The organism is Pseudomonas sp. SZ40, assembly GCF_052958135.1.
This window is the reverse complement of record NZ_JBQWIF010000055.1, coordinates 1-25104: the sequence shown is the minus strand read 5'-3', so window position 1 is coordinate 25104 and position 25104 is coordinate 1. Positions and strand designations below refer to the sequence as shown.

The 25104-nt window shown below is 58.3% G+C and carries 18 protein-coding genes and 1 pseudogene; 11 read left to right on the top strand and 8 right to left on the bottom strand.

Features of this window, described 5'->3' with window-relative positions; genetic code table 11:
• From ACT9T4_RS25275 to ACT9T4_RS25260, 4 genes and pseudogenes are all read left to right on the top strand, one after another.
• Nucleotides 1-487, top strand: a 487-nt coding sequence (locus ACT9T4_RS25275) for a DDE-type integrase/transposase/recombinase (protein ID WP_499119584.1), incomplete at its 5' end; no start/stop codon positions are given.
• A gap of 117 nt (nt 488-604) precedes the next feature.
• Complete coding sequence (locus tag ACT9T4_RS25270) at nt 605-2266, top strand: hypothetical protein (RefSeq protein ID WP_499119582.1); 1662 nt, start codon at nt 605-607, stop codon at nt 2264-2266.
• Between the two features lie 527 nt (nt 2267-2793).
• The gene (gene tnpB, locus ACT9T4_RS25265) at nt 2794-3129 is read left to right on the top strand and encodes an IS66 family insertion sequence element accessory protein TnpB (RefSeq protein ID WP_499119580.1); all 336 of its coding nucleotides are present in this window, start codon (nt 2794-2796) and stop codon (nt 3127-3129) included.
• Nucleotides 3130-3189: 60 nt separating this feature from the next.
• A pseudogene (locus tag ACT9T4_RS25260) lies at nt 3190-3558 on the top strand (transposase domain-containing protein); the annotation flags it as partial.
• Between the two features lie 214 nt (nt 3559-3772).
• Here the strand turns inward: ACT9T4_RS25260 and ACT9T4_RS25255 are convergent.
• The 3 genes from ACT9T4_RS25255 to ACT9T4_RS25245 all read right to left on the bottom strand — a co-directional run bounded on the left by ACT9T4_RS25255 (nt 3773) and on the right by ACT9T4_RS25245 (nt 6124).
• Nucleotides 3773-3952 carry a hypothetical protein gene (locus ACT9T4_RS25255; RefSeq protein WP_499119579.1) on the bottom strand — a complete coding sequence of 60 codons (180 nt, stop codon included), beginning with the start codon at nt 3950-3952 and terminating at the stop codon, nt 3773-3775.
• Between the two features lie 307 nt (nt 3953-4259).
• Complete coding sequence (locus ACT9T4_RS25250) at nt 4260-4442, bottom strand: helix-turn-helix transcriptional regulator (protein ID WP_499119577.1); 183 nt, start codon at nt 4440-4442, stop codon at nt 4260-4262.
• Between the two features lie 206 nt (nt 4443-4648).
• Nucleotides 4649-6124, bottom strand: coding sequence for a site-specific integrase (locus tag ACT9T4_RS25245; RefSeq protein ID WP_499119575.1), 1476 nt, complete (start codon nt 6122-6124; stop codon nt 4649-4651).
• Nucleotides 6125-6416: 292 nt separating this feature from the next.
• Between ACT9T4_RS25245 and ACT9T4_RS25240 the strand changes: the two genes are divergently transcribed.
• From ACT9T4_RS25240 to ACT9T4_RS25220, 5 genes are all read left to right on the top strand, one after another.
• Entirely contained in the window at nt 6417-6668 is a 252-nt protein-coding gene (locus ACT9T4_RS25240) for a hypothetical protein (RefSeq protein WP_499119573.1), read from the top strand.
• A 188-nt stretch (nt 6669-6856) separates the two neighbouring features.
• Nucleotides 6857-7990, top strand: coding sequence for a Fic family protein (locus ACT9T4_RS25235; RefSeq protein WP_499119571.1), 1134 nt, complete (start codon nt 6857-6859; stop codon nt 7988-7990).
• 76 nt (nt 7991-8066) lie between these two features.
• On the top strand, nt 8067-8837 hold the full coding sequence (locus ACT9T4_RS25230) for a nuclease-related domain-containing protein (protein ID WP_499119569.1): 771 nt from the start codon (nt 8067-8069) through the stop codon (nt 8835-8837).
• A 201-nt stretch (nt 8838-9038) separates the two neighbouring features.
• Complete coding sequence (locus ACT9T4_RS25225) at nt 9039-10904, top strand: DUF6119 family protein (protein ID WP_499119567.1); 1866 nt, start codon at nt 9039-9041, stop codon at nt 10902-10904.
• 874 nt (nt 10905-11778) lie between these two features.
• On the top strand, nt 11779-12414 hold the full coding sequence (locus ACT9T4_RS25220; RefSeq protein ID WP_042554747.1) for a LuxR C-terminal-related transcriptional regulator: 636 nt from the start codon (nt 11779-11781) through the stop codon (nt 12412-12414).
• Nucleotides 12415-12417: 3 nt separating this feature from the next.
• Here ACT9T4_RS25220 and ACT9T4_RS25215 read toward each other — a convergent pair whose 3' ends face one another.
• Both ACT9T4_RS25215 and ACT9T4_RS25210 read right to left on the bottom strand, forming a co-directional pair.
• Entirely contained in the window at nt 12418-14049 is a 1632-nt protein-coding gene (locus ACT9T4_RS25215) for a hybrid sensor histidine kinase/response regulator (RefSeq protein ID WP_499119565.1), read from the bottom strand.
• 179 nt (nt 14050-14228) lie between these two features.
• Nucleotides 14229-15860 carry a hybrid sensor histidine kinase/response regulator gene (locus ACT9T4_RS25210; RefSeq protein WP_499119563.1) on the bottom strand — a complete coding sequence of 544 codons (1632 nt, stop codon included), beginning with the start codon at nt 15858-15860 and terminating at the stop codon, nt 14229-14231.
• Between the two features lie 196 nt (nt 15861-16056).
• Here ACT9T4_RS25210 and ACT9T4_RS25205 point away from each other — a divergent pair, with 196 nt between their 5' ends.
• Entirely contained in the window at nt 16057-16446 is a 390-nt protein-coding gene (locus ACT9T4_RS25205; protein WP_042554750.1) for a hypothetical protein, read from the top strand.
• 201 nt (nt 16447-16647) lie between these two features.
• Here ACT9T4_RS25205 and glyA read toward each other — a convergent pair whose 3' ends face one another.
• Nucleotides 16648-17901, bottom strand: a complete 1254-nt coding sequence (glyA, locus tag ACT9T4_RS25200; protein ID WP_042554751.1) for a serine hydroxymethyltransferase — start codon at nt 17899-17901, stop codon at nt 16648-16650.
• 138 nt (nt 17902-18039) lie between these two features.
• Nucleotides 18040-22266, bottom strand: a complete 4227-nt coding sequence (locus ACT9T4_RS25195) for a sensor domain-containing protein (RefSeq protein WP_499119560.1) — start codon at nt 22264-22266, stop codon at nt 18040-18042.
• A gap of 423 nt (nt 22267-22689) precedes the next feature.
• Between ACT9T4_RS25195 and ettA the strand changes: the two genes are divergently transcribed.
• Nucleotides 22690-24354, top strand: coding sequence for an energy-dependent translational throttle protein EttA (gene ettA / locus ACT9T4_RS25190; protein WP_042554753.1), 1665 nt, complete (start codon nt 22690-22692; stop codon nt 24352-24354).
• A gap of 566 nt (nt 24355-24920) precedes the next feature.
• On the opposite strand, the gene ACT9T4_RS25185 is transcribed toward ettA, so the two are convergent.
• Nucleotides 24921-25104, bottom strand: a 184-nt coding sequence (locus ACT9T4_RS25185) for a hypothetical protein (RefSeq protein WP_499119558.1), incomplete at its 5' end; no start/stop codon positions are given.

The window sequence follows — 25104 nt, the reverse complement described above, 5'->3', positions numbered from 1 at the left end:
ACTGCGCAGGGCTGGCTGTACCTGGCGGTTGTGCTCGATCTCTATTCGCGCGCCGTCGTCGGCAGGGCAATGCACGACCGGCATGCAGCAGGCCCTTGTACACGCAGTACTGGAGATGGCTGTTGCACGCCGCATACCACAGGCACAGGTGCTGCTGCACTCGGATCGCGGCAGCCAATATTGCGGCTATGACTACCAGGCCTTGTTGCGACGGCATAGCATCGTGCCCAGTCATTCGCGCCGGGGAAACTGTTGGGACAATGCGGCAATGGAGAGCTTTTTCCGTTCACTGAAAGCCGAGCGGGTGTACCTGACGCGCTACGCCAGCTACCAAGAGGCGAAAACCGACCTGTTCGACTACATCCGCTTTTACAATCACCGCCCTCGCCACTTGACGTTGGGCTATCTCGGTCAGAGGGAGTTTGATCGGCGAAATTGGAGCAGTAGTTCTACTAGCTGTCACTGGCTACGGGACAGACCAGAGTGAACCACTCTGTTGGTTAGCCCACGCCAGAGTGGAACCCTTTTGTCACTCTTGCCACTAACTGTTCAGTTAGGCTCTTCATGTCGGCCTTGCTCATCAGCAGAGTAGGTTTTGAAATCAATGAATCCCCTTGTATCAGGTCACTTCGCTCTGTTCCGCAGCTTACAAAACGAGGCCGACAAGCCGATCATGTTGCCTATTTCACAGTCTCAACATCTCCACCCTGGGGCGTTATCACCTGCTCTGATGAGCCCAAATGTTCAGCGTGCTTTAAGCCAGATTGAGAACCAGCCAAATGGCCGGCAGCAACTTCTTGCTTTGCTAGCCAGAAACTGCATCGCTGACAACACGCTGCACATGCAGACGCATCAGGGAGCGGACGTTCACTATGGGCAGAGTGTGGCAGTACCTGGCGGAGAGGCGGCAAACTTGACCATCCGCACTCGCTTAAACGAGCAGGCTCAATACGATATTGTCTGTATTGACCTGCACATGCCAGCCTTCGGTAGTACTGAGTCTATTTATCTATCAGGCCCTCCAGCCGTCGCCGCGCGCGACAGTGCTTCTCCGCCATTAACGCCCACTCACCTTGCAGCACCCGATTCTGCGGCCGAAGTGGCTGATGCCATGGTGGTGCAGAACAACCCACCTAGCCATTGCGGTACTTTATCGGCTGCTCTGTTGAGCCGTAATGCCCTGCTAGCGTTAGATCAAGTTGAGACCCAACCTAACAGCCGCCACCAACTCCTGGCACTGCTAGCCAGAAATGGCATCAGTGACAACGAGCTGCGCATGCAGTCGAATCATGGAGCGGACGCCAACTTTGGGCAGCAGGTAACTCAATCAGATGGAGCGGTAGCCAACCTGACCATCCGCGCACGCTTAAACGAGCAAGATCAATACGATATTATCGGTATTGACCTCCATATGCCGGCCTTCAGCAGGACTGAATCCATCCATCTTTCCGGGCTTCCTGCTGTCGTCAGCCGCGAAAATTCGTCGCCCAATACCGATCCCAGCCAGGTGCTGGCGTCCACTCATTTGGCTGCACGCTATTCACACAGCCAACTAACTGAGGCAATGGTTCGTCAGAACAACCCGCAGAATTATTCTGCTCCTCTACCTTCAGGTGCATCAGGCAGCACGAAAACCATAGCCTTTTCTCATTCGGGCTCGGCAGCAGAAAGATTAGCGGCCAGTGGCTCTGGGCCTATTCGAACCCAAGCTACTCGGAATGCACTTAATGGGCCCTACCCTGGATCTACCCGCTTGGGTGCAACTGGCTCGCAAGAACGTGTGCGGCCAACGGACGATGAGATAAAGGCGCTAATAAGAGATCCTAGTGGGAACATGAAAACCCATCGAGAGGTTTGCGACGAACTTAATGCCCTCGGACGAACGGCGCACTATCCTCGTGTTAGTTCTATCTTGCGGGACGCGGGGGGGAAGCGAGCCGGGTTAAGCGCATCAGACGAGGAAATTAAAGCGCGTTTGCGAAACCCGGATGGGACATTGAGAAATGAGAAGGATGTCCTCCGCGCTCTGCATGCTGATGAATTGGGAGCACAGAATAGGCGGATCCATTTTTTTCTCAGGCAGGCCCTGGGCGGGCAGGCCCGGGAAGCCGCAACGGATGACGAAATTAGAGTATGTTTGCAAAATCCGGACGGGACATTGAGAACGGCCAGGCAGGTTCGCGAAGCCCTGCATGCTGAGAATTTGGCAGCAGGGGAGGCCCGGATCGGCTTTCTACTTCGGGAAGCACGGGCGCGCCAAGCATAACCGACAACAGATTAGCATCCAGTTAAGAAAGCCAGGCGCCACTCTAATAATCCCACAGGAGGTATATTGTCTACCCTATCATTGGATCAAGGGCAGGTGCTGGGCGCTCCAACTTAAGCGTTCTGCGAAGGCACCTAGCTGATCCTTGCATTAAGGACGATTGTGTCCACACTATTTAAGTGAACACCATTTTTAACCCTTAAAAACGGATCCTCATGCCCAAGCGAAACTCTTACCCCAAGCCCTTCAAGGCCCAGGTCGTCTAGGAGTGCATCCAGCCAGGCGCCTCGGTGACCAGTTTCGACTTGAGCCACGGCATCAACGCCAACGTCGTCCGTAAATGGCTACCGCTTTACCGCGATCAACCTACAACATTGCCTGCCTTCATTCCGCTAAACACTGAGCCGACGCGCCAGCCCGAGGCATCGGTGATCATCGAACTATCGCTTGGGGCAGCAAACGCTCACGGTAAAGTGGCTAACCTCCGACCCTGAAGGCTGCGCCCATTTCGTACGTAGGCTAATGCGATGATCCGCATCGACAGCATCTGGCTCGCCACCGAATCAATGGACATGCGTACCGGCACTGACACCGCGTTGGCCCGTGTGATGGTGGTATTCGGTGCAGCGAAGCCGCACTGTGCTTATCTGTTCGCCAACCGACGTGCCAACCGGATGAAGATACTGGTGCACGACGGTATCGGGATCTGGCCCGCTGCCCGGCGATTGCACCAGAGGCGTTTCTGCTGGACTGGTCTTCGACATGGAGCCGAAGTGGTGCTGGACGCCCAGCAACTTCAGGCTTTAGTGCTGGGTCTACCCTGGCAACGTGTGGGCTCAGGCGGCCCGATCACAGTGCTGTAGCACCTGCCGTTAGCCCATCAATGCGTCGCCGCTGATTGCCTGCTCTGACACAATCGCGGCATGACTCCCTCGCCTAGCCTCGACCTCCTGACACTTGACCAACTGCGCGCACTGGCCGCGCAGTTGGTGTTGCAAGTCGATACGCTAGGCCAGAAGATCCAGCGCATCGAAACAGTCAACGAACAGCTGACTCACGAGATTGTGCTGCTTAAGCGGCACAAGTTCGCCAAGCGCAGCGAGTAGTTGAGCCCGGCCCAAGGCAGTTTGCTGGAAGACCTGATCGACACCGACATCGCTGTCATCAAGGCCGAGCTGAAGGCGGCAAATCCACCGACCGTCCCGGCTGAGACGCGCAGCTAGCCCAAGCGTGCGCCGCTGCCAGCGCAATTCCCGCGTGCCGTGATCCATCACAGGCCCGAAAACACTCAATATACTCTGGCAAGGACGCTCTGACGTTCGTGGAATGGGAGTGGAAACGCGCCCATACCGATATTAATGAAGTTGCGAAGCAAGGCTAGGCAGGTAGCCTTCCAGGCCTTCATTGGCTATAGCACTTTAGAATACGTTGCAGAAGCCCTCGAGCGAATTTTGGGCTCTTGGGCCGACGCGGAGAGTCCTTATGTATTTTCTTATCACCTATGACCTAGTGAAAGGAAGCCGCCACTTCAAAAAGCTCGTGACCTACCAATTCACAAAGAATCGCTATAAGAAAATACGCAGCCAGCCTGCATTGCCCTGGATGTTGAATCGCAAGAAAGTCATCAATGCTGATGAAAACACCTAAGACTTGCTTATCTACCTGCATCTGTCGTTTGTGGGACATGCCATTCATCTTGGCGCCACTAGTTCCCGTGGCGCAATCGAAGGCTTCTGGCCGGTTCCTGCCGATTGAATAGCCACGAGCAGATCCTAATATTTATGCAATAAATTATAGTGTTAGGAATAGTAGTTGATTTGCTGTAAATGAACGCTAATCCAGAATCTTGTAGTATGGGCTGCCCCTACTCTCGCTCGATGCAGAGTCCGTAGCGATCCATTGGCTAAGACAAGGTGGCGTCATGCAAGGCATGTAGGACTGAAAATCCTATAGTCCAAATGAAAAAGGCCAGTCATTCGACCGGCCTTCTAACTCATCTCGCCGCTGCAACCGCGTCTATCCAGTCGTCGATTTCGTGCCTCAGCCATCGGCTGGCTCGGCCAATTTTCAACTGTCTAGGAAAGCGGCCCTCCCTAATACGGCAGTAGATCGTCTTTCTGCTTAGGCCAACTTTGCGGCTGACCATTTCAAAATCGAGAAGAATCATCTCATCCATGGCGCATCTCCAAGAAAGAGGTACGCGAAGATACAAGTAATGCTAAAAAAGTGAAGAACATTTTCAATGCCTCACGGGAGAGGCCTTCATGGCGTTGCTCTACTCAGTCCATATCCAGCCGCAATACTGTAAGTAGACAACAGTGCGGTGGTGTTGCATCTGCAGCCCCGGATTACAACAGATACTGTATGCTTATACATTATCAGTTAACTGTCAATACTGTTTTTATTCTCCGATCCGCTGAGCATTTTCTCCAACGCCTCATCAAAAGCCTTCATCGTTCTGCGCATTTCAGGAAGCTTGGCTTCGGCGTTGTTTCGGTAGTGTTTACCTACGACGCCTGTTTGACCGTGAGACTGCAGTGCATCGCTGTCGAAATCCTTGATGCCATTTCGCTGCATGAATTGCGTGCAGGTACGCCGGATATCCCGAGGAGTGAATTTCTCGATTTTCTCGTCACCTAGCTTGGCATGAGCCGAATCGAGCCATTCCTTGGCCGCGTGCGATAAGCTCGCAGAATGGATTGGCGTTTTCCCGTCCACGCTCCACGGATATAGTGCGCCCTCAGGCTGCATGGCTCGTACTTCGTTTAGAATCCCCAGCGCTCTCTCAGAAAGTGGAACGTAGTGAGCGCGCTTGATCCCGCCGCGGCCTTTACTATCGATGATCTTCACATAGCCGCTTTTCAGGTTGTAACTCGCCCAAGGCTCCCTGATGAATTGGCCTGGCCTTTGACCAGCAATGGCGACCGCAAATCGAAAAGCTCTGGCCATGATAGGTCCGATTGATCTCACCTCAGTGATCGTCTCCCATAGCTGCTTTAGCTCGGCATCGCTCAGCGCACGTTTGCCCGGCTGTGAGGTGTTAGGCACTACCACCGGGTCGGCAGGGTTGATCTCCAGGCCGTAGCTTTTCTGGCTGCTTCTATCAATATGGTGTTCAGCGCGCAGGCCGAAATTGAGCGCCGCTACCAGAAACGAGCGAACCTTTCCTGCTTGACGAGTAGCTCCTCGCTCCCAGATGGGACGTAGCAGCAGTTTCACGTGGTCAGGCCTGACGTCTTTTGCTTTCATCGCCATGATGTTGAGTGGAGTTCCGTCTGAACCGGTTTTCATGCCTTCCAGTTCATTGGCCAAAACGCGCTCGAACTCCTTGATCTGTGCCTCTGATCGACCATCGCGTTTACGATCTTCGATGTAGTCTCGAAAAAGCTCGCTCAGAGAGCCTTTCGACGCCTCCAGCGCAGCAAGCCGCTGCAAATCATTACGTTGTCGCTGCAACTCTGCTTCTTGCTCTGTTTTTTCTAAATCGCACCTGGCCAGATAAGCCTTGATATCACCATGCTCGGCAGCAACCTTCGAATAATAGGCTGCTTGCTCGCGTAGTTCGGAAAGGCTGAGCCCTGGACTCTTTGGTGTTTTCTTGAAGACGCCAAGCTTGATCAACTGATCTTTGCCGCTGTCGCGACGACGGTAGTAGGCCTCGACGACACCAGAGGCCCTGCACTTAAACAGGATTGCACCACTGCTTCGACCTGGGAGGGGATCTGTCGCTGTTTCACCGGCTTTGAGGGCTTTGAGCCCAATGTCTGTAAGGTGCTTTCTAGCTGCCGCTTTAACCGCTACGTCCTTCATCTTGCTCGTTTCCTTGGTCACCATTTTGGTCACCGTTTCGAAGGTCATGCTCAGCTATGAACAGACTCAAGGGGAAACACGAACCCTTTGAAAACAGTGTAATTCCAATATGAGGACTTTAACGGGATACACAAGGAGACAGCCAGACACACAGCTTTTGATGCCTCATAATCCTTTGGTCCACGGTTCGAGTCCGTGTGGGCCCACCACCTTCAAAGCCGCGCACTGCGCGGCTTTTTCATGCCTGGTCGAAAAACAGCTAGACCAGTCCTATAGGCCAAAGGTACGAATTCAGTACAGTCATATCGAAAGTGCTTTCAGAGCGTATTAGTGGGAAGGGGTGCGCTACCTCGGTTCTTTTCAAGACGCTCCCGATCCCACAGCCCAAAGCCAGCACAAACAGTCACATCACGAAGTCGTAGATATCGGCTTCATTGCCGAGAACGCTGGTGGCTACCAGCTCACAGAGAAAGGACAAACTGCGTACGACGCCGCCAAATCGGGTTTCTGCTACACCAATGGCTATCAGATCGGCGACAGCAAGGTCATTGGTGAAGAAGCTGCAAACGACCTACCTCCAGCCCTTTCCTGAGCCTGGTATGTCAGCTTCAACGTCGCCCCAAGCAATGTCGATGAATGGGCCAAGAACCCTGACCAAGCGCGCTCATCAAGCCAAACAGCATGGCTTGATGATTAGACAATGGGCCGAATGGCCTGCATTATCAGCTCATATGATGAGCCGAATAGATTTGCTAATCGACTCACAGGCGAGTAATGCACATGAACGCCCCTTTTTGGATCTGGCAGCAGCCCGAGTGGCCTCACTTCACCTGGCAGGCTGAACAACTCGCTCCATTGCTGCGCACCTGCGTTCATGCACAGGGGCGTCTGCTGGGCATGTTGGGTGCAGTAGGAAGTGATACAGCGGTTCAGAGCAGCCTGGATGCCATGCTGCAAAATATCGTCACGTCGTCCGCAATCGAAGGCGAGCAACTGAACGTAGGGTCGGTGCGCTCCTCCCTGGCAAGGCGCTTGGGTTTGAGTGAGGATGGTCGCACGACACCCCGTTCGGAAGGGTTGGCAGAGCTGTTGATCGATGCCACACAGGGATGTCAGTCATCGTTGGATCTGCCGCGCCTTCTCAACTGGCATCGCTGGCTGTTTCCTGTCGATGAGGGTCTATCGGCTCGACCTCTGCACATTGGTGAACTGCGTGGTCAGGAGCCGATGCAAGTCGTTTCTGGTCGGCTTGATCGACCAACTGTTCATTTCGAAGCACCGCCACGGGAAGGTCTAGATCAGCAGCTGATGGACTTCCTGGCTTGGTTCGAGAGCAGTCGCAACGATGCAGCCCTAGATCCATTGCTCCGAGCCGGCATTGCCCATTTCTGGTTCGTCACCTTGCACCCGTTCGATGATGGTAACGGCAGGCTCACACGAGCGATCACCGATATGGCCTTGGCACAAAGCGAGCGGCAGGCCATCCGCTTCTACGCCATGTCAGCGAGCATTCTTGATGATCGCGCCGGCTATTACCGCATCCTCGAGGCCAGTCAGAAAGGCGGCCTGGATATCACCGATTGGCTGCACTGGTTCCTGACCACGCTGCTGAAAAGTCTGGAGCAGGCCTTGGCACGTATCGACAGAGTGCTGGCCAAAGCTCGGTTCTGGCAGACGCATCGTGGCCAGGCTCTGTCTGCAGAACAGATCAAGGTGCTTAATCGGCTGCTCGATGTTGGTGAGCGTGGCTTTGAGGACGGTATCAGCGCAGCTCAGTACCGGGCTGTTGCCAAGGTATCCAAAGCTACCGCAACACGGCATTTGAGCGATCTACTGGAAAAGGGATGTATTGTTCGCTTGCCTGGCGGTGGCCGTAGCACTCGCTATCAGATCGTCACGGACCGAACTAGCTAGCCTTTAATATTATCGTGCCATTACGCTAAATTTCGGTACTATCCGGCTAACGCAGGATTCTCCGAAAGGTCGAGAAATGGACTTCACCCCTGTCATTGCCCAGGTCTTGGGCATGCTGATCTGGTTTTTCCCAGCCGTATTTCTGATCGCGCTGCTCAAGTCGCCTTGGGCCAAGGGCCATATCGGCGAGCTGCTGGTGCGCTTCTTCGCGCACCGGCAACTCGATGAGCGCACCTACCGCCGCCTGCACAACGTCACCCTGAATACGCCCGACGGCACCACGCAGATCGACCACGTATTTCTCTCGCCATACGGCATCTTCGTGCTGGAAACGAAGAACATGAGCGGTTGGATCTTCGGCAGCGAAAGGCAGCCGCAGTGGACGCAGAAGCTCTACAAACGCACCTTCAAATTCCAGAACCCGCTACGCCAGAACTACAAGCACCTCAAAGCCCTGGAAGCCACCCTTGGTGTTAATCCCGAGCACCTGCACTCGGTCATCACCTTCGTCGGTGGTAGCACCTTCAAAACCGAAGTGCCGGCCAACGTGACCCAGGGCATTGGTTTTATCCGCTATATCAAGTCATTCCAACAGGCGGTCTTCAGCGAGACTGAGGTCGACGCCATGCTGCACGCCCTACAAACCGGCCGCCGCGCGCCGACGCTCGCCACTCACCGCGATCACGTGCAAAACCTCAAGCGCCGTAGCGACCCGAAAGCCGAGCGGCCGTGCCCGAAATGTGGCAGCGCGTTACTGATCCGCACCGTGAAATCAGGGGCGAAAGCGGGACAGAAGTTTTGGGGATGCTCTGGGTTTCCGAAGTGTCGGACGATGCAAAGTCTTTGAGAGATAGCGCTGGGAGACCTCCCTGAGGTACGCGTTCCTAAATAATTCCATCCATCGCTCAGTCTTTACCGAAATAAAGACCCCCCGAGAACATCGACCATCAGCATCACACAAAATATTCACAAGAAAATTTATTGCCAATCTCAACATCCGATTTAGCGCATAAAGATGCCACCACCATAAGCTAGAAGGGAAGCAGACATGAGCACTAGAACCAGGCCATTCTCAATATTTTTACTCAAGCCAAATTTTGACGCATCAAACTCCCTCAAAGAAGAAAACCATCTAAGCGACGCGATTACGTCAGACTTGCTACCAGAGGGTTCTAGTATATTTATTTTAGATACCCCTCCCAAAGAACCTTGGTGGAAAGGTTACTTTGAAATACAGCAACCACTACTTCAAGCAAGCAAAGGGGCTTTGGTATTTATACCCGTTCAAAATAATTTTTTCGCTTTATCTTTCGGGCATGTATTTCACAATTTAAAAGACAACTGTTACGAATACGACTTCGGCCTTAGAGTAACACTGAACAGTCTTGACCCTCAAAAGCTTAAAAGTGCCGACATTATGGATCCAGGTGCTTCTCGCCGAAAAAGAACTCAGGTTCCGGCAGCAACTGATCTTACTTTTTTAGACTTTGACAGCAACACGGAAATAATCAGAAGTATCACTGGAGCTGTAAGACCTGAATTCTCAGAGCTCTTCAAAAATGCTACTGGATCAGCCAGCCTTAAAGTAGGCCTGAAAGTCAAACTAGAAGACCTACAAAATATTTGCGAAACCCTACTCAACCTGTATTCCAGCGAAGAGTACTTAGTATCATTTCCAAATGTGGGAAAAATCAGACCAGAAAAAGATCCAGATATTGTCCAAGAACTTGACGCCAAGCTTCTTCAAAATTTTATCGAAAAAAATGATGACTTATCTCTATCTATACCAGACATCGTGGACTATAGAGATAATACCTGCTGCCTTTTCCAAGGTCGCGGAGGTATTGCTAGCGTATACGCAGACGTTTCACTTGAAGCATTCTATGAATATTTAGGAGACGATTACGATCTGAGCTCGTTGACGATTGAAAAGCTTAAGTCATTCAGCATTGCACTATGTGATGCCGATGGAAATATAAGCAGGGCTTATAGCATCTACAACTGCCTCCTACTCGATGTAGCAGACCCGGATAAGGTATTTCATATCTGCGAAGGGGGATGGTACCGCTTTGATGCTGGATATATACAAGAGCTTAAGACTTACCTAGATGCAAAATGTGAAAATACCGAACTCATAGATTACAATCACGACGTAATGCTAAATGGAATTAATCACTATAGTGAGGAAAGTTACAATACCTCTGTCGCTCAAGCCGTAAGCAAATTCATCTGTTTGGATCAAACAGATATGAGCCCTGCGGGGTCAAGCCAAATAGAGCCATGCGACTTATATTCTGTTTCCGCAAGTGCGACGACAGGGGATAAAATTGCAAGTCTTTACCATATAAAAATCTCTACAAGATCATCACAACTTAGCCACCTTTTCAACCAAGGCACTAATTCGGCGGAGCTTCTCATACTTGAAGATACATGCCGAAGTGCTTTGAAAAAGCTAATTTCGGAGAGAATTGGTAGCAATAACGTCCAAGAATATTGCGAGCCAATTGACTCTCAAAGACTGAAGGTGGTTTACGGAGTAATTACTAGAAAAGACCCAGCAGCGCTTTCGGATAACTTGCCACTTTTCTCAAAGTTAAGTTTGATGCGCTGTTTCAAAAGCTTAGAGCTTATGCGTACCCCGGCCGTATTGAGCTACATTCCTGACGTAAGCCCAGCTAAGGATAAGTATTGCACTTATCCCACGGTAATTGTAGAGATAATTGACAAAGGCAATGGCAAAACAGATGTTTGCGTAACCGCAGGGCAGCCATTTGCAGAGGGTAGTAAAATAAAAGGATGCTGCGTAAATATAAAAAACAGCCCTATCGGTTCAAAGTTCAAGATTTTTTATAAAGTCAACGAAAAGCAAATGCCCTATACCAATCATAATTGGAGTTACGAGAATCTAGTTTGATTGTTAGTTCAATGCATTGCTAGGTAGCTATTTAGTAGCTCAGACCGCTTTGCATTGTTCAGCGATACAAAAATGGTACACTAGCAGTACAGGGGTTAGCTTCTTTGGTTTTCACCAAATTACGCTCAACAACAGTAATCACGCTACCTCCAGCTAACTGTACCTACGTTAGCCTACGCACGATTTCACTAGGCTTGCAGCGTTTCTAGGCAACTCATAATCCTCTGGTCCACGGTTCGAGTCCGTGTGGGCCTACCACCTTCAAAGCCGCGCACTGCGCGGCTTTTGCGTTTCTGATTGGTGAGAAACGAGCGGCTTCTCCGGGTTGGGTGTCCACATACTGTCCACGTTTGGCGTAATTAGCGCGGCGTTCGGTGAGGTCCGTGCTGTTGCCTCAAGATCGCGATGGCCTGCCGTACTTTCTCTTCAGCTTGGTCACGATAAGGTTCAGAGGGCGGCTGCCATGCAGGAAAGGCTCGTGCTGGACCACTGATGCGCTATTCCCCTTTCACTGCGGTTTAGGCGGGAGCGTCCATTGGTTTGGTCCGTTCACGAGGTGCGTGAACAGATTTTTCTCTTTGCTGAGAACCCTGAATATCTCTCTCGGCTTTTGCAGATGGCCCTTCTGGCGTGTCCCAGAGCTGCTCTTTGCCAGACGCTCGTCTCATTTCCGAGCAAATTGCGCTGGCTCATGAGTGCTTTATTGCCAAATCTGCCCCCGCTCAGGATCTTTTCAAAGCATCCGGGGGTCTATGTCGCTTGGCTGGCATCTGCAGGGAGCGATAGGCCAGCCCAATCCGGCGCAGACTGAGAACCAGATCGTGGCGCCTCCATGGATATGACCGTAGTCTCAGCTCATGATGAAAATATCCTTATGATCGATCGTTCCCCGCAAGACCGCATCATCGTGGCCGATGATCACCCGGTCTTTCGCGAAGGCCTTAGCCGTATCGCGCAACGCGTTTTTCCCCATGCCTGCATTCTCGAAGCCGGTGACATGGACGAGGTGCTCGACCTGGCAACTGCCGGCGCGCCGCCTAGCCTGTTCATGCTCGATCTGCTGTTCCCGGGGCAGTCGCCGCAAGCCATTGGCGCGTTACGCCAGCGCTTTCAGCGCAGCTCCATCGTGATCGTGTCGATGGTCGACAACCGCGAGCTGATCGACGAGGTGATGGCTGCGGGGGCCGATGGTTTCATTGGCAAGGCGACACCGCCCGATGAAATTGCCGATGGGCTGCTGGCGGTGTGCGCGGGAGATTTCGTGCTCAGCCTGGGCCCCGCCGGGGTGCCGGCCTTTACCGAGGGCAGGCAACTGCTGGAGCAACTGACGCCGCGTCAGCAGGACGTGTTGCGGCTGGTGGTGCGCGGCCTGTCGAACAAGGAGATCGCCCGCGAGCTGGACATCTCACCCTTCACCGTGCGCATTCATGTCTCGTCGTTGCTGCGCACGATGGATGTCAGCAGTCGTGCAGCGGCAGCCGCCAAGGCCGCACAGGCCGGGCTGCGCTGATCGTCAGGCAGCCTGCGTTTTGAGCTTCAGCGCCACCAGCAGCGAGCGCAGCTCGGCGGGCTGTACCGGTTTGGAGAGGATCGGGATATCGTCGTCGCCCAATTGTTCCTGAACGCGGCGCACGTCGTGGCCGGTCATGATGATCGCCGGTACGTTGCGCCCGCTGAGGGCGCGCACGTGGGCGATGCAGTCGGCCCCGGAGGCCTCGCGGCCAAGGTCGAAGTCGGTGACCACCAGATCGAAGTCCGGCGACACGTTCGGTAGCGAGGTGAAGGTCGCGACTTCGCAGCCCCACTTCTTCAGCAGGGTGGCGGTGGCCAGCAGCACGTTCTGATCATCCTCGATCAGGCACACCCGCAGCCCATCCAGCATACGCGGTGCCTGGCTGACGCCCGTTGCCGGAGAGGTGCGTTCGACCGGGGCCGCTACCCGTTGCAGGCCGTCGATGGCTGCGAGGGTGCCGCGGCCCTCCACGGAGCGGATACGGATGCGCAGGTCCATCAGCGTAGCCAGCCGCCTGACGATGGTCAGCCCCAGGCCCATGCCTTCGACATCGCTGTCGCGGGCCTGACGCACCCGGTAGAACTCTTCGAAGATGTTATCGAGGTGCGCTTCGGCGATGCCTCGGCCCTTGTCGTAGAGCTCGATCGACAGGCCCGTGCCTTTGCGTCGGCAGGCGATCAGCACCGGTTGCCCAGGGGCGTACTTCAGCGCGTTGGAGAGCAGGTTCTGCAGCATGGTGGTCAGCAGGCCATGATCGGCGCGCACGTATAGGGGCGGGCAGTGCAGGCGAATATCGACCCCGGCCCAACGAGCGGCCTCGGTGTTCTGCTGGACCAGGTGCTGCAGCAACTTGTGCAGTGGCAGAACCTCCATCTGGGCAACCACCTTGCCGCTGTCCAGCGAGTAGATGTCGAGAATCGAGCGGAACAGGCGGGCAACGCTGTGCAGCGATTTGTCGATGTTCTCCACCAGCCGCTGTTGTTCGGCGCCCAAGCGGCTGTCGCGCAAACACGCGGTAAACAGGCTGATGGAATGGATGGGCTGGCGCAGGTCGTGGCTGGCCTGTGCCAGGAACTGCGACTTGGCCAGGTTGGCGGCCTGCTCGGCTTCCGTTGCCAGGCGCGAGCGCTTGAGCAGCGTGTGTATGTAAGCGGGCACCATCAGGGTGGTGAGCAGCAGGGTGATGATCAGATAAGGTTGCGACTGCCAGTAGGCCGAAGTGCTCGCGATGATTAGCAGCGAGAGTGTCGCCATGATGGTCGCCAGCAGCAGGTAGCCCGACCTGTAACGCAACCCATAGCCGACGGTTATCCAGAGTAGCGCTGCGTAGATCGGCAGCATGAGCGCGCCACCCGTGGCAATGGCCAGCGTGATGGCGCAGTAGTCGATGAGCATGGTCAGCACTCGTCGCACTGGTCGGTTGCCGGGGCGGCGACAGATATCGAACCAGAGCGTCAGGGCGGCGACACAGAACACCGCTTCGAGTGGGAAGATCTTCCAGGCCAGCGCTTCCCCGATTATGGATTGCTGGAAAAGCACCAGTGTGTAACCGATGGCGATAGGCGTGATGATCAAGCGCACCGCCGCCTGCGCACGCTCTGTATCGTATGTGGGAGAGCCGGTCGCGAACATGGGAGTTCTCTAGAAGCCATGTGGTTCTGGTACCCGCACACCATGGTCCGCGGGCATTTATTTACAGGCGCAATACAGCAGTGAACACGCACGGTACCTTTCGCGCCGGGCACTCGATGGGCGTCGCTACCCGCCCGGTTGCCGCCGCCAAGGCGGCGCAGGCTGGGTTGCGCTCATCGTCAGGCTGCTTGCGATCCGAGTTTCAGCGCCACCAGCAGCGAGCGCAGTTCGGCGGGCTGCACGGGCTTGGACAGGATCGGAATGTTCTCGTCGCCCAGTTGCTCGTGCACGCGGCGCACGTCGTGGCCGGTCATGATGATGGCCGGTACGTTGCGGCCGCTGACTGCGCGCACATGGTTGATGCAGTCAGCCCCGGAGGCTTCACGGCCGAGATCGAAGTCGGTGACCACCAGATCGAAGTCCGTCGACACGTCGGGTAGCGACGTGAAGGTAGCGACGTCACAGCCCCACTTCGTCAGCAGGGTGGCGGTGGCCAATAGTACGTTCTGATCATCCTCGATGAGGCACACCCGCAGCCCATCCAGCATGCGCGGCGCCAGGCTGTTGCTCCGTGCCGTGGCGATGCGTTCGAGCGGTGCCGCTACCGTCTGCAGGCCGTCGATTGCCGCCAGGGTGCCCCGGCCCTCTACCGAGCGAATGCGAATGCGCAGATCCATCAGCGTGCCCAGCCGCCTGACGATGGTCAGCCCCAGCCCCATTCCGTCGACATCGCTGTCGCGCGCCTGACGCACGCGGTAGAACTCTTCGAAGATGTTCTCGAGATGCGCTTCGGCGATGCCGCGACCTTTGTCGTACAGCTCGATGGACAGGCCCGCGCTTGTGCGCCGGCAGCCGATCAGGACGGGTTGCCCGGGGGCGTACTTCAAGGCGTTGGAGAGCAGGTTCTGCAGCATGGTGGTGAGCAGGGCATGATCGGTACGCACGTAGACTGGCGGGCAGTGCAGGCGAATATCGACCCCGGCCCAGCGAGCCGCTTCGGTATTCTGCTGGATCAATTGCTGCAGCAGAGTGTGCAGCGGCAGGGTTTCCATCTGCGGATCCACCTTGCCGCTGTCCAGCGAATACATGTCGAGAATCGAGCGGAACAGGCGCGAGACGCTGTGCAGCGATTTGTCGATGTTCTCCACCAGGCGCTGCTGTTCGGTGCCCAAGCTGCTGTCGCGCAAACACGCGGTAAACAGGCTGATGGAGTGGATGGGCTGGCGCAGGTCGTGGCTGGCCTGTGCCAGAAACTGCGACTTGGCCAGGTTGGCGGCCTGCTCGGCCTCAGCGGCGCGGCGCGAGCGCTTGAGCAGGGTGTGTATGTAGGCTGGCACCATCAGGGTGGTGAGCAGCAGGGTGAAGATCAGATAAGGCTGCGACTGCCAGTAGGCCGAAGTGCTCGCGATGATTAGCAGCGAGAGCGTGGCCATGATGGTCGCCAGCAGCAGGTAGCCCGACTGGTAACGCAGGCCGTAGCCGACGGTCACCCAGAGCAGGACGGCATAGATCGGCAGCATGGCCGCGCCACCTGCGGTAATGACCAGCGTGATGGTGGTGTAGTCGATGATCATGGTCAGCACTCGCCGTACCGGCCGGTTGCCGGGGCGGCGGCGGATGTCGAGCCAGAGCGCCAGCGCGGCGGCACAGTAAGTCACTTCGTAGAGGAAGATATTCCAGGCCACCTCCGCCTCGATCATGGAAAACTGGTAGAGGGCCAGCGCATAACTGATGGCGATTGGCGAGATGATCAGACGCACCACCGCCTGAGCACGCTCGGCGTCGTACGCACGGGGCGCGGTCACGGACATGTAAGTTTCCTACGAGCTATTTGATTCGGATACTCGCACACCATAGGCCGCGGGCAATCGCAGGCGCAAGACAACAATAAGGGGACAAAGTGCCTCTAGCACACCCGTACTATTTCGCCGCCACTATACCCTTCCTAAAATCCCGGGCATCGCTTCGACACTGTGTCGCAGGCAGGTCATCGAGGAAGAAAGTCACATGAGCATCAAAGGAACGCTAGGAGCTCTGCTCGTCGCACCGATGCTGGTTACCCTTGCTGGGTGCCTGCCGCAGAACACGCAAAGCCAGGGCCTGCACAGCTCGCAGGTGGCCGGTGGCGGCGCACCGTGCACGCCGAGCACCTCCGACAACCTGATCTCCACTGGCCGCAGCCTGCTGAGCATCGCCAACTCCGTGCTGGAAACCCAGCAGAGCTTCCAGGGTGACTCGACCACCTACGCTCAGCGCATGCAGGCTGCCGAGAAGGCGCAGAAGGTCAACCAGGGTAATGACGTGCTCAACAACGTCGAAAGCATGACCGCCGGCCTCGGTGCCAGCGCGCCGTGCACGGCCACCGCTACTGCCGCACCGGCCGCTGCATCGCGTTGATCACGCCTGGGGCATGAGTGCCCCGTCAGCCTGCTCGGGAGCCCGAGCAGGTCGCCACCGAAGAAGCCGCGCACTGCGCGGCTTCTTCGTGTGTGGCGTGTGCTTTCGGCGGTGAGGTGGCAGGCATCCTGGGGCTCTTGTTTTTCACCGGCATGAAAAAGCCCGGCATCGGCCGGGCTCCTTCGTTTGCAGCGCTGCCGCTTACTTGCCGTAAACCGGCAGTTTGGCGCAGATGGCTTTGACCTTCTCGCGAACGGCGTCGATCACCGCTTCGTTGTTCAGGTCGGCCAGGATGTCGCAGATCCAGCCAGCCAGTTCCTTGCACTCGGCTTCCTTGAAGCCGCGAGTGGTGACTGCCGGGGTGCCGAAGCGCAGGCCGGAGGTCACGAACGGGGAGCGTGGGTCGTTCGGCACCGAGTTCTTGTTGACGGTGATGAAGGCTTTGCCCAGTGCGGCGTCAGCGTCCTTGCCGGAGATTTCCTGCTTGATCAGCGAGAGTAGGAACAGGTGGTTTTCGGTGCCGCCGGAAACGACGTCGAAGCCACGCTCGATGAACACGCCGGCCATGGCCTGGGCGTTCTTCACGACCTGCTGCTGGTAGGTCTTGAACTCAGGCTGCAGCGCTTCCTTGAAGCAGATCGCCTTGGCAGCGATGACGTGCTCCAGCGGGCCGCCCTGGGCGCCCGGGAATACCGCGGAGTTGAGCTTCTTCTCGATGTCGGCGTTGGCCTTGGCGAGGATCAGGCCGCCACGCGGGCCGCGCAGGGTCTTGTGGGTGGTGGTGGTCACCACGTCGGCGAACGGCACCGGGTTCGGGTACACGCCAGCAGCGACCAGGCCGGCCACGTGGGCCATGTCGACGAACAGGTAGGCACCTACCTTGTCGGCGATGGCGCGGAAGCGCGGGAAGTCCAGAACCTGGGAGTAGGCGGAGAAGCCGGCGACGATCATCTTCGGCTTGTGCTCGACGGCCAGACGCTCGACTTCGTCGTAGTCGATCAGGCCGTTGCCGTCGATGCCGTACTGCACGGCGTTGTACAGCTTGCCCGACGAGGAAACGCTGGCGCCGTGGGTCAGGTGACCGCCGTGGGCCAGGCTCATGCCGAGGATGGTGTCACCGGCGCTCAGCAGTGCCAGGTAGACGGCGGCGTTGGCCTGGGAGCCGGCGTGCGGCTGGACGTTGGCGTAATCGGCGCCGAACAGTTCCTTGGCGCGGTCGATGGCCAGTTGCTCGACCACGTCGACGTACTCGCAACCACCGTAGTAGCGCTTGCCCGGGTAGCCTTCGGCGTACTTGTTGGTCAGCACCGAGCCCTGGGCTTCCATGACTGCCGGGCTGGTGTAGTTTTCCGAGGCGATCAGCTCGATGTGCTCTTCCTGGCGCAGAGCTTCTTGCTGCATGGCTTCGAAGAGCTCGGCGTCGTACTTGGCAATGGTCAAATCACGGCTGAACATGGCAATCCCCTGAAAGTCAGCTGGGCGGATGAAATAGGGTGCGGATTCTAACGCATCCGAGCTGGCCAGGCATATGAAGCGTGATCATGGCCAGGACAAGCGGCGCTCACTCGCCGGCCACGCCACGCTTTGCGCGGCTCACTCGAGCATGAACAGGCTGCGCCCGCAGAACTGCGCCTCGAACTGGTGGGCAGGCATCGGCCGGCCGAGCAGGTAGCCCTGCACTTCGTCGCACTCGTGGTTGCGCAGGAAGTCGAGCTGCTCCTGGGTCTCCACGCCTTCGGCGATCACCGTCATGTTCAGGCTGTGGGCCATGGCGATGATGGCGCGGGCGATCTGCCCGTCCTGTTCGCCCTGGGGCAGGCCGTCGACGAAGCTGCGGTCGATCTTCAGCACGTCGATGGGGAACTGCTTGAGGTAGTTGAGCGATGAGTAGCCGGTACCGAAGTCGTCGATGGCGATGCACAGGCCGAGGTTCTTCAGGTCCTTGAGGGTCTGCATCGCCGCGCCCACGTCCTGCATGAGGATGCTCTCGGTCAGTTCCAGCTCCAGGCAGGCGGCCGGGATGTTGCAGGCGCTGAGCGTCCGGGCGATGCGCTGGTGCAGATGGCCGTCGCTGAACTGCCGGGCGGAGAGGTTCACCGAGACTTTCGGTACGCGGATCTTGTTGTGGTGCCAGATGTTCATCTGGCGGCAGGCTTCGGCCAGCACCCAGTCGCCGACCTGCACCACCAGGCCGAGCTCTTCCAGAACCGGGATGAAGGCGTCCGGGGCGACCAGGCCGCGCTTGGGATGCTGCCAGCGCAGCAAGGCTTCGACGCCGGTCAGGCGTTTGCCGTTGCCGGAGAACTGCGGCTGGTAGTGGAGCAGGAATTCGCCCTGTTCCAGCGCGTGGCGCAGGTCGCCTTCGAGCTCCAGACGCTCCAGGGCGCTGGCGTTCATGTCCGCCTGGTAGAACTGGAAGTTGTTCTTGCCGCGCTCCTTGGCGTGGTACATCGCGGTGTCGGCGTTCTTCATCAGTTGGCTCAGCTCGTTGCCATCCTGCGGGCTGAGCGCGATGCCGATACTGGCGGTGACGAAGAACTCGCGGCCTTCCAGCACGAAGGCTCGGGCCAGGCTGGCGAGGATCTGTTCGGCGACGTGGATGGCCCGGTGCAGTGCACCCTGGCGGGTGCTGTTGGATTGCAGCAGCAGGGTGAACTCGTCACCGCCCATGCGCGCCACGGTGTCGTCTTCGCCCACGCAGGCGGCCAGGCGAACCGCCACGTCCTTGAGCATGCGGTCGCCGGCGGCGTGGCCCAGGGAGTCGTTGATCGGCTTGAAACGGTCGAGGTCGAGGAACATCAGCACCACCCATTCACGATGCCGTTCGGCATGTTGCAGGGCGGTGTGCAGGCGATCCTGGAACAGGGTGCGGTTGGGCAACTGGGTCAGGGCGTCATAGTAGGCCAGGCGGTGGATACGCTGTTCGCTGGCCTTGCGCTCGCTGATGTCGCTGAAGAAGCACACGTAGCTGACCAGGTCGCCTTCTTCATCATGGACCGCGGTGATGCCCACCCAGGCCGGGAAGTTCTCGCCGTTGCGGCGCTTCAGCCAGATCTCGCCTTCCCAGGTCCCGCGCTGGTTGAGCTGAGCGAGCACGTACTGCAGGTGCTTGCTCTGCTGGCTGTCGGCGGTGAGCATGCCCGGCAGTTGGTCGAGCACCTGCTCGGAGCTGTAGCCGCTGACCCGGCTGAAGGCGTTGTTGACCTGCACGATGTAGCCCGCCGGGTCGGTGACCAGAATCGCCGCGGTGGAGTGTTCGAATACCGTGGCCGCCATGCGCAGGTCTTTCTCGGCGCGGCGCTGCTGGGCGATGTCGCGGCCCACGCCGAGCAGGCCTTCGAAGTGCCCGTTGTCATCCCACATGGGCACCAGGCGCAGCTCGACAGGGATCTTGCGGCCATCGGCGCGCAGGCAGTCGAAGACGAACAGCTGGGGTGTCAGGGTCTGCCGCAGCTCCTGCAGGTGCTGAGGGGTACCGAGGGCGGAGCGAATGCGTTCGAGCAGGGCGTAGATGCCGCCGAGTTGCTGCGGGTTGGTGGCCAGGCCTTCGAAACCATGCTGCTGCACCCACTGCGGTGGATAGCCGAGCACCGTCTGCACCGATGGGCTGATGTAGTTGAGGGTCAGCTGGCTGTCGGTGGAGAAGATCACGTCGCTGATGCTTTCCGCCAGCATGCGGTAGCGCTGTTCGTTGTCGCGCAGCGATTCGTTGCGGGCGATCTGCTCGGTGATGTCCTTGGCCACGCCGATCAGGCGGCTGACCCAGCCATTGGCGTCTCGCGAGAGTGCCTGCTCGGTAATGCTCAGCCAGCGCCATGAGCCGTCGCGGTGACGGGCGCGGATCTGCGACTCGAGCAGTACGCCGTTGCTCAGCACGCTTTGCAGGTTGCGCACGCGGCCGTAGAAGTCACTGTCGTCGGGGTGGACGATGTGTTTCCAGAAGCCGTCGCCCTGGGCTTTGACGAAGGCGGGGTCGTAGCCCAGCTTGCTGCCGATGTCATGGTTGCTGAACAGCACGGTACGCGACGGGATGTCGTTGACGTAGAGGGTGTCCGGCACCGCGCGCACCACTTCCGACCAGAAGCGTTCGCGCTCGACCAGCGACAGTTCCATGCGCTTGCGGCTGGTGATGTCGCTGATGCTCAGGGCCACGGCGTGCAGGTCCTGGGGGCTTTCCGGCAGGCGCATCACCAGCCACAGGTGACGAATGATGCCGTTGGCGCCCTCGATATGGCTTTCCAGCTCGAGATGGCCGCCGCCGTCGAGCAGGGCGGCACTGAGCTGGGCACGGAAGCCATCCGGGTTGACGTCGCCACGGTTGATCAGGTGTTCCCAGGCCTGCTCCGGTGTACTGACACCGAGCAGGCGCAGGGCGACCTGGTTGGTTTCGGTGAAGCGCATGTGGCGCAGCAGTTCGCCGTGGCGCTGCGGGTGATTTTTGAGCCAGGGCTGTAGCTGGGCGCCGCTGCTCAGCCCTTCTTCACGCAGGAAGTGGTAGAGCCCGGCGAGGTCGAGTACGCAGAGCGCCGTGCCGGTGCCGTCGAAGATGTCCTGATAGCGGCGCCTGGTTTCCTGCAGCACACGGGTGGCCTGCTGCTCTTCGGTGACGTCGCGCAGCACCCAGACGAAGCCCAGGTGGCGCGCTTCATCGCCCAGATCGCTGCGGGTGATGGTGAACAGGCGCACGTCGCCGTCCTGGCGGATCTCCACCAGGTCCGGGCCTAGGTCGCTGTGAAATGCCGTGGCGTGCAGCAGCAATGGGTCGAGGCGCGGCAGCAGTTCCAGCAGGTGCCATTCGCGAGCATGCCGGTTGGTCAGCCCGAACAGCGCTTCGGCCTGCGGGTTGAGGTAAGTCAGGCGGCCGCCACTATCGGTCACCAGTACCCGTTCTTCGATAACGCCCAGGGCACTGGCAGCCTGGTGCAGGGAGCGACCCGACGCTGCGTTGAGCGCGTGCAGATTGCTTTGCTCACGCACCAGGCGATAGAGGGCGAACAGCGTCAGCAGGCTGCAAAGGGTGAACAGCAGGAACTTGCCGGCCATTTCCGGCAACACCTGGGCCTGCACCTGACGCTCGTCGAGCAATGCGCGCAGTTGCCAGTCGGAGCCGGGCAGGCCCTGCAGGAGGATGGTCTGCGCCTGATGGGCGGCGGTGACCATTGGATAGTTGCGTTCTTGTGGGCTCACGCCCCGCGAGTCGGCGATCACCCGCTCACTCGAGACATCTTCCAGCAACCAGGGAAAATCGCCCTGCTGGCTGTTCTGCATCCAGCCTTCCAGGGTGTCGGCACTCAGGCGCAGCGCCCAGTAGCCGTCGTCCGTGGGGGCTTGCAGCAGCAGGTAGATGCGTCCTTCGCCCTCGGCATCGGAAGCGTAGTGGTAGCGCTGGTTGGCAGTGCGCCTGGCCATTTCGATCAGCCGCCGCTGGTCGCTGCTCTGCGGTGCGCTGTCGTGCAGCAGCCTGCCGGTGGCGTCCAGGTGGGCGATGCTTTGTAGGGAGGGGAAGACCGCGCGCAGGTTGTCCAGGTAGTGATCGTGCTGATCGACGGCTTCTTCGGGATCGCTGGTGGCATTGAGTACCGCTTGGCCGGCATTGGCCATGGAGCCCATGCTCAGGCTCAACTGCTTGGCCAACTGCTCGCTCACCGCCAGGCTGAGGTCGCGCTGGTTTTCCTTCAACTGGCGGAATTCGAGCTGCAATTGCCAGAGCAGCAGGACCAGAAGCCCAAGCACCAGTACCACCAGTGCGCCTTTGAACGAGCGGCGCATGGGCACGAGCGGAGGGTCGCGGTGGGGGCGCGTGGTCTTGGGCGCTGACACGTGATGAGGTCCTGCGACGGCGGGTCGGGAAGGCAGGTAATGCTGCGAAAAAGGTGTTGAACAGGGGCGTCCGCTTCCCAGGGCGGCTAGCATGCCACAATTGTGGCGAAGTGCCAGCCCAGGCGACGAGTGTCGTGTGTCAACTGGCCCTTTCTCGCTGCTGCAAGATCGCCGAAAATGCCGCTACGTGGGTTCGCCGCAGCTTCTCGAATGATCTCTTCCTTTATAGATGCTGCTGCGCCCGCGCACCAACGCTCCCTGTGGCGTGCCCCGACGCTGTCGAATGGCATAGGCTAGTCTTGCCGTTCCAGCGTGCGGGCTGCCGGGCTTGGTGGCCCTGCGCGACATTTCTCCGTTTGCGTGACGCATCGTCTTCGCATAGGGTGCGCGCCATCGTTGCCATTTATTAGTGAGGTCTGAATTTTGGCTCAATACGTCTACACCATGCATCGGCTGAGCAAGGTCGTGCCGCCGAAGCGCGAGATCCTCAAGAACATTTCCCTGTCGTTCTTCCCGGGTGCCAAGATCGGCGTGCTCGGCCTGAACGGTGCGGGTAAGTCGACCCTGCTGCGCATCATGGCCGGGGTAGACACCGAGTTCGACGGCGAAGCCCGTCCGATGCCGGATATCAATGTCGGCTACCTGCCGCAGGAGCCGCAGCTCGACCCGAACAAGACCGTGCGTGAAGCGGTGGAAGAAGCCGTGAGCGGCATCAAGGACGCCCAGGCGCGCCTCGATGAGGTGTACGCCGCCTACGCCGAGCCGGATGCCGACTTCGACAAGCTGGCCGCCGAACAGGCCAAGCTGGAGGCCATCCTGCAGGCCAGCGATGGCCACAACCTGGAGCGTCAACTGGAAGTCGCTGCCGATGCCCTGCGTCTGCCGGCCTGGGACGCCAGGATCGAGCACCTGTCCGGTGGTGAGAAGCGCCGTGTGGCCCTGTGCCGCCTGCTGCTGTCGGCCCCCGACATGCTGCTGCTGGACGAACCGACCAACCACCTGGACGCCGACTCCGTGGCCTGGCTGGAGCGTTTCCTCCACGACTTCCCGGGTACCGTGGTCGCCATTACCCACGACCGTTACTTCCTCGACAACGTCGCCGGCTGGATTCTCGAACTCGACCGCGGTGCGGGCATCCCGTACGAAGGCAACTACTCCGGCTGGCTGGAGGCGAAATCGTCCCGTCTGGCCCAGGAGTCCAAGCAGCAGTCGGCCCACGAGAAGGCCATGAAGGAAGAGCTGGAGTGGGTGCGCAAAGGCGCCAAGGCCCGCCAGTCGAAATCCAAGGCTCGTCTGCAGCGCTTCGAGGAAATGCAGTCCCAGGAATTCCAGAAACGCGCCGAGACCAACGAAATCTACATCCCGGCCGGGCCGCGCCTGGGTGACAAGGTCATCGAATTCAAGAACGTCACCAAGGGCTACGGCGACCGCGTGCTGGTCGAGGACCTGTCGTTCAGCGTACCCAAGGGCGCCATCGTCGGCGTGATCGGCGGTAACGGTGCCGGTAAGTCGACCCTGTTCCGCATGCTGATGGGCAAGGAGACTCCGGACTCCGGCAGCATCGAGATCGGCGACACCGTGCAACTGGCCTGCGTGGACCAGAGCCGCGACGACCTGGACGGCAGCAAGTCGGTCTGGGAAGCGGTTTCCGATGGCCTGGATCAGATCAAGATCGGCAACTACGAGGTGCCGTCCCGTGGTTACGTGGGGCGTTTCAACTTCAAGGGCGCTGACCAGCAGAAGTTCGTCAAGGACCTCTCCGGTGGTGAGCGTGGCCGCCTGCACCTGGCCCTGACCCTGAAGGAGGGCGCCAACGTCCTGCTGCTCGACGAACCGTCCAACGACCTCGACGTGGAAACCCTGCGTTCGCTGGAAGACGCACTGCTGGACTTCCCTGGCGCCGCCATCGTGATTTCTCACGATCGCTGGTTCCTGGACCGCGTGGCGACCCACATCCTCTCCTACGAGGACGATGGCGTGCTGTTCTTCGAGGGCAACTACACCGAGTACGAAGCCGACCGCAAGAAGCGCCTCGGCGACGCCGCTGCCCAGCCACACCGGGTACGGCACAAGAAACTGGCGCAGTAAGCGCTGCTGTAGAAAACGGAGCCTCAGGGCTCCGTTTTTTATGCGTGCATTTCGAGCCTGGAGCCTATTTCCGACTTTTCGATGCAATCTCAAGTGCAGTGGCCGCAGAGCGGGAAACGGACATTGGTGTATTGCTTGTGGGAGCGGGCCATGCGCGCGAAGCGTCACGGGCATGGCCCGTTCCCACGATCAGTGTCCGGATGACCGTTTCTGTTTTGTCACCGTCGAGCCATGGGCATACGGACTCCAGTCGAGGTTCGCGATCTTCGACGAGATGCCCTGTGCGATGACCGAGGGGAGTGCGCGGCCATTCGGCTCAGGTACCTGTGGGAGCGGGCCATGCGCGCGAAGCGTCACGGGCATGGCCCGTTCCCACGATCAATCGCTGGATGACCGTTTCTGTTTTGTCACCGTCGAGCCATGGCATACGAACTCCAGTCTAGGTTCGTGATCTTCGACGAAATACCCTGTGCGATGACCGAGGGGAGTGCGCGGCCGTTCGGCTCAGGTGCCAGTGGGAGCGCGCCATGCGCGCGAAGTATCACGGGCATGGCCCGTTCCCACGATCAATTGCCGGATGACCGTTTCTGTTTTGTCACCGTCGAGCCATAGGCATACGAACTCCAGTCGAGGTTCGTGATCTTCGACGAAATACCCTGTGCGATGACCGAGGGGAGTGCGCGGCCATTCGGCTCAGGTACCTGTGGGAGCGCGCCATGCCCGCGAAGCGTCACGGGCATGGCCCGTTCC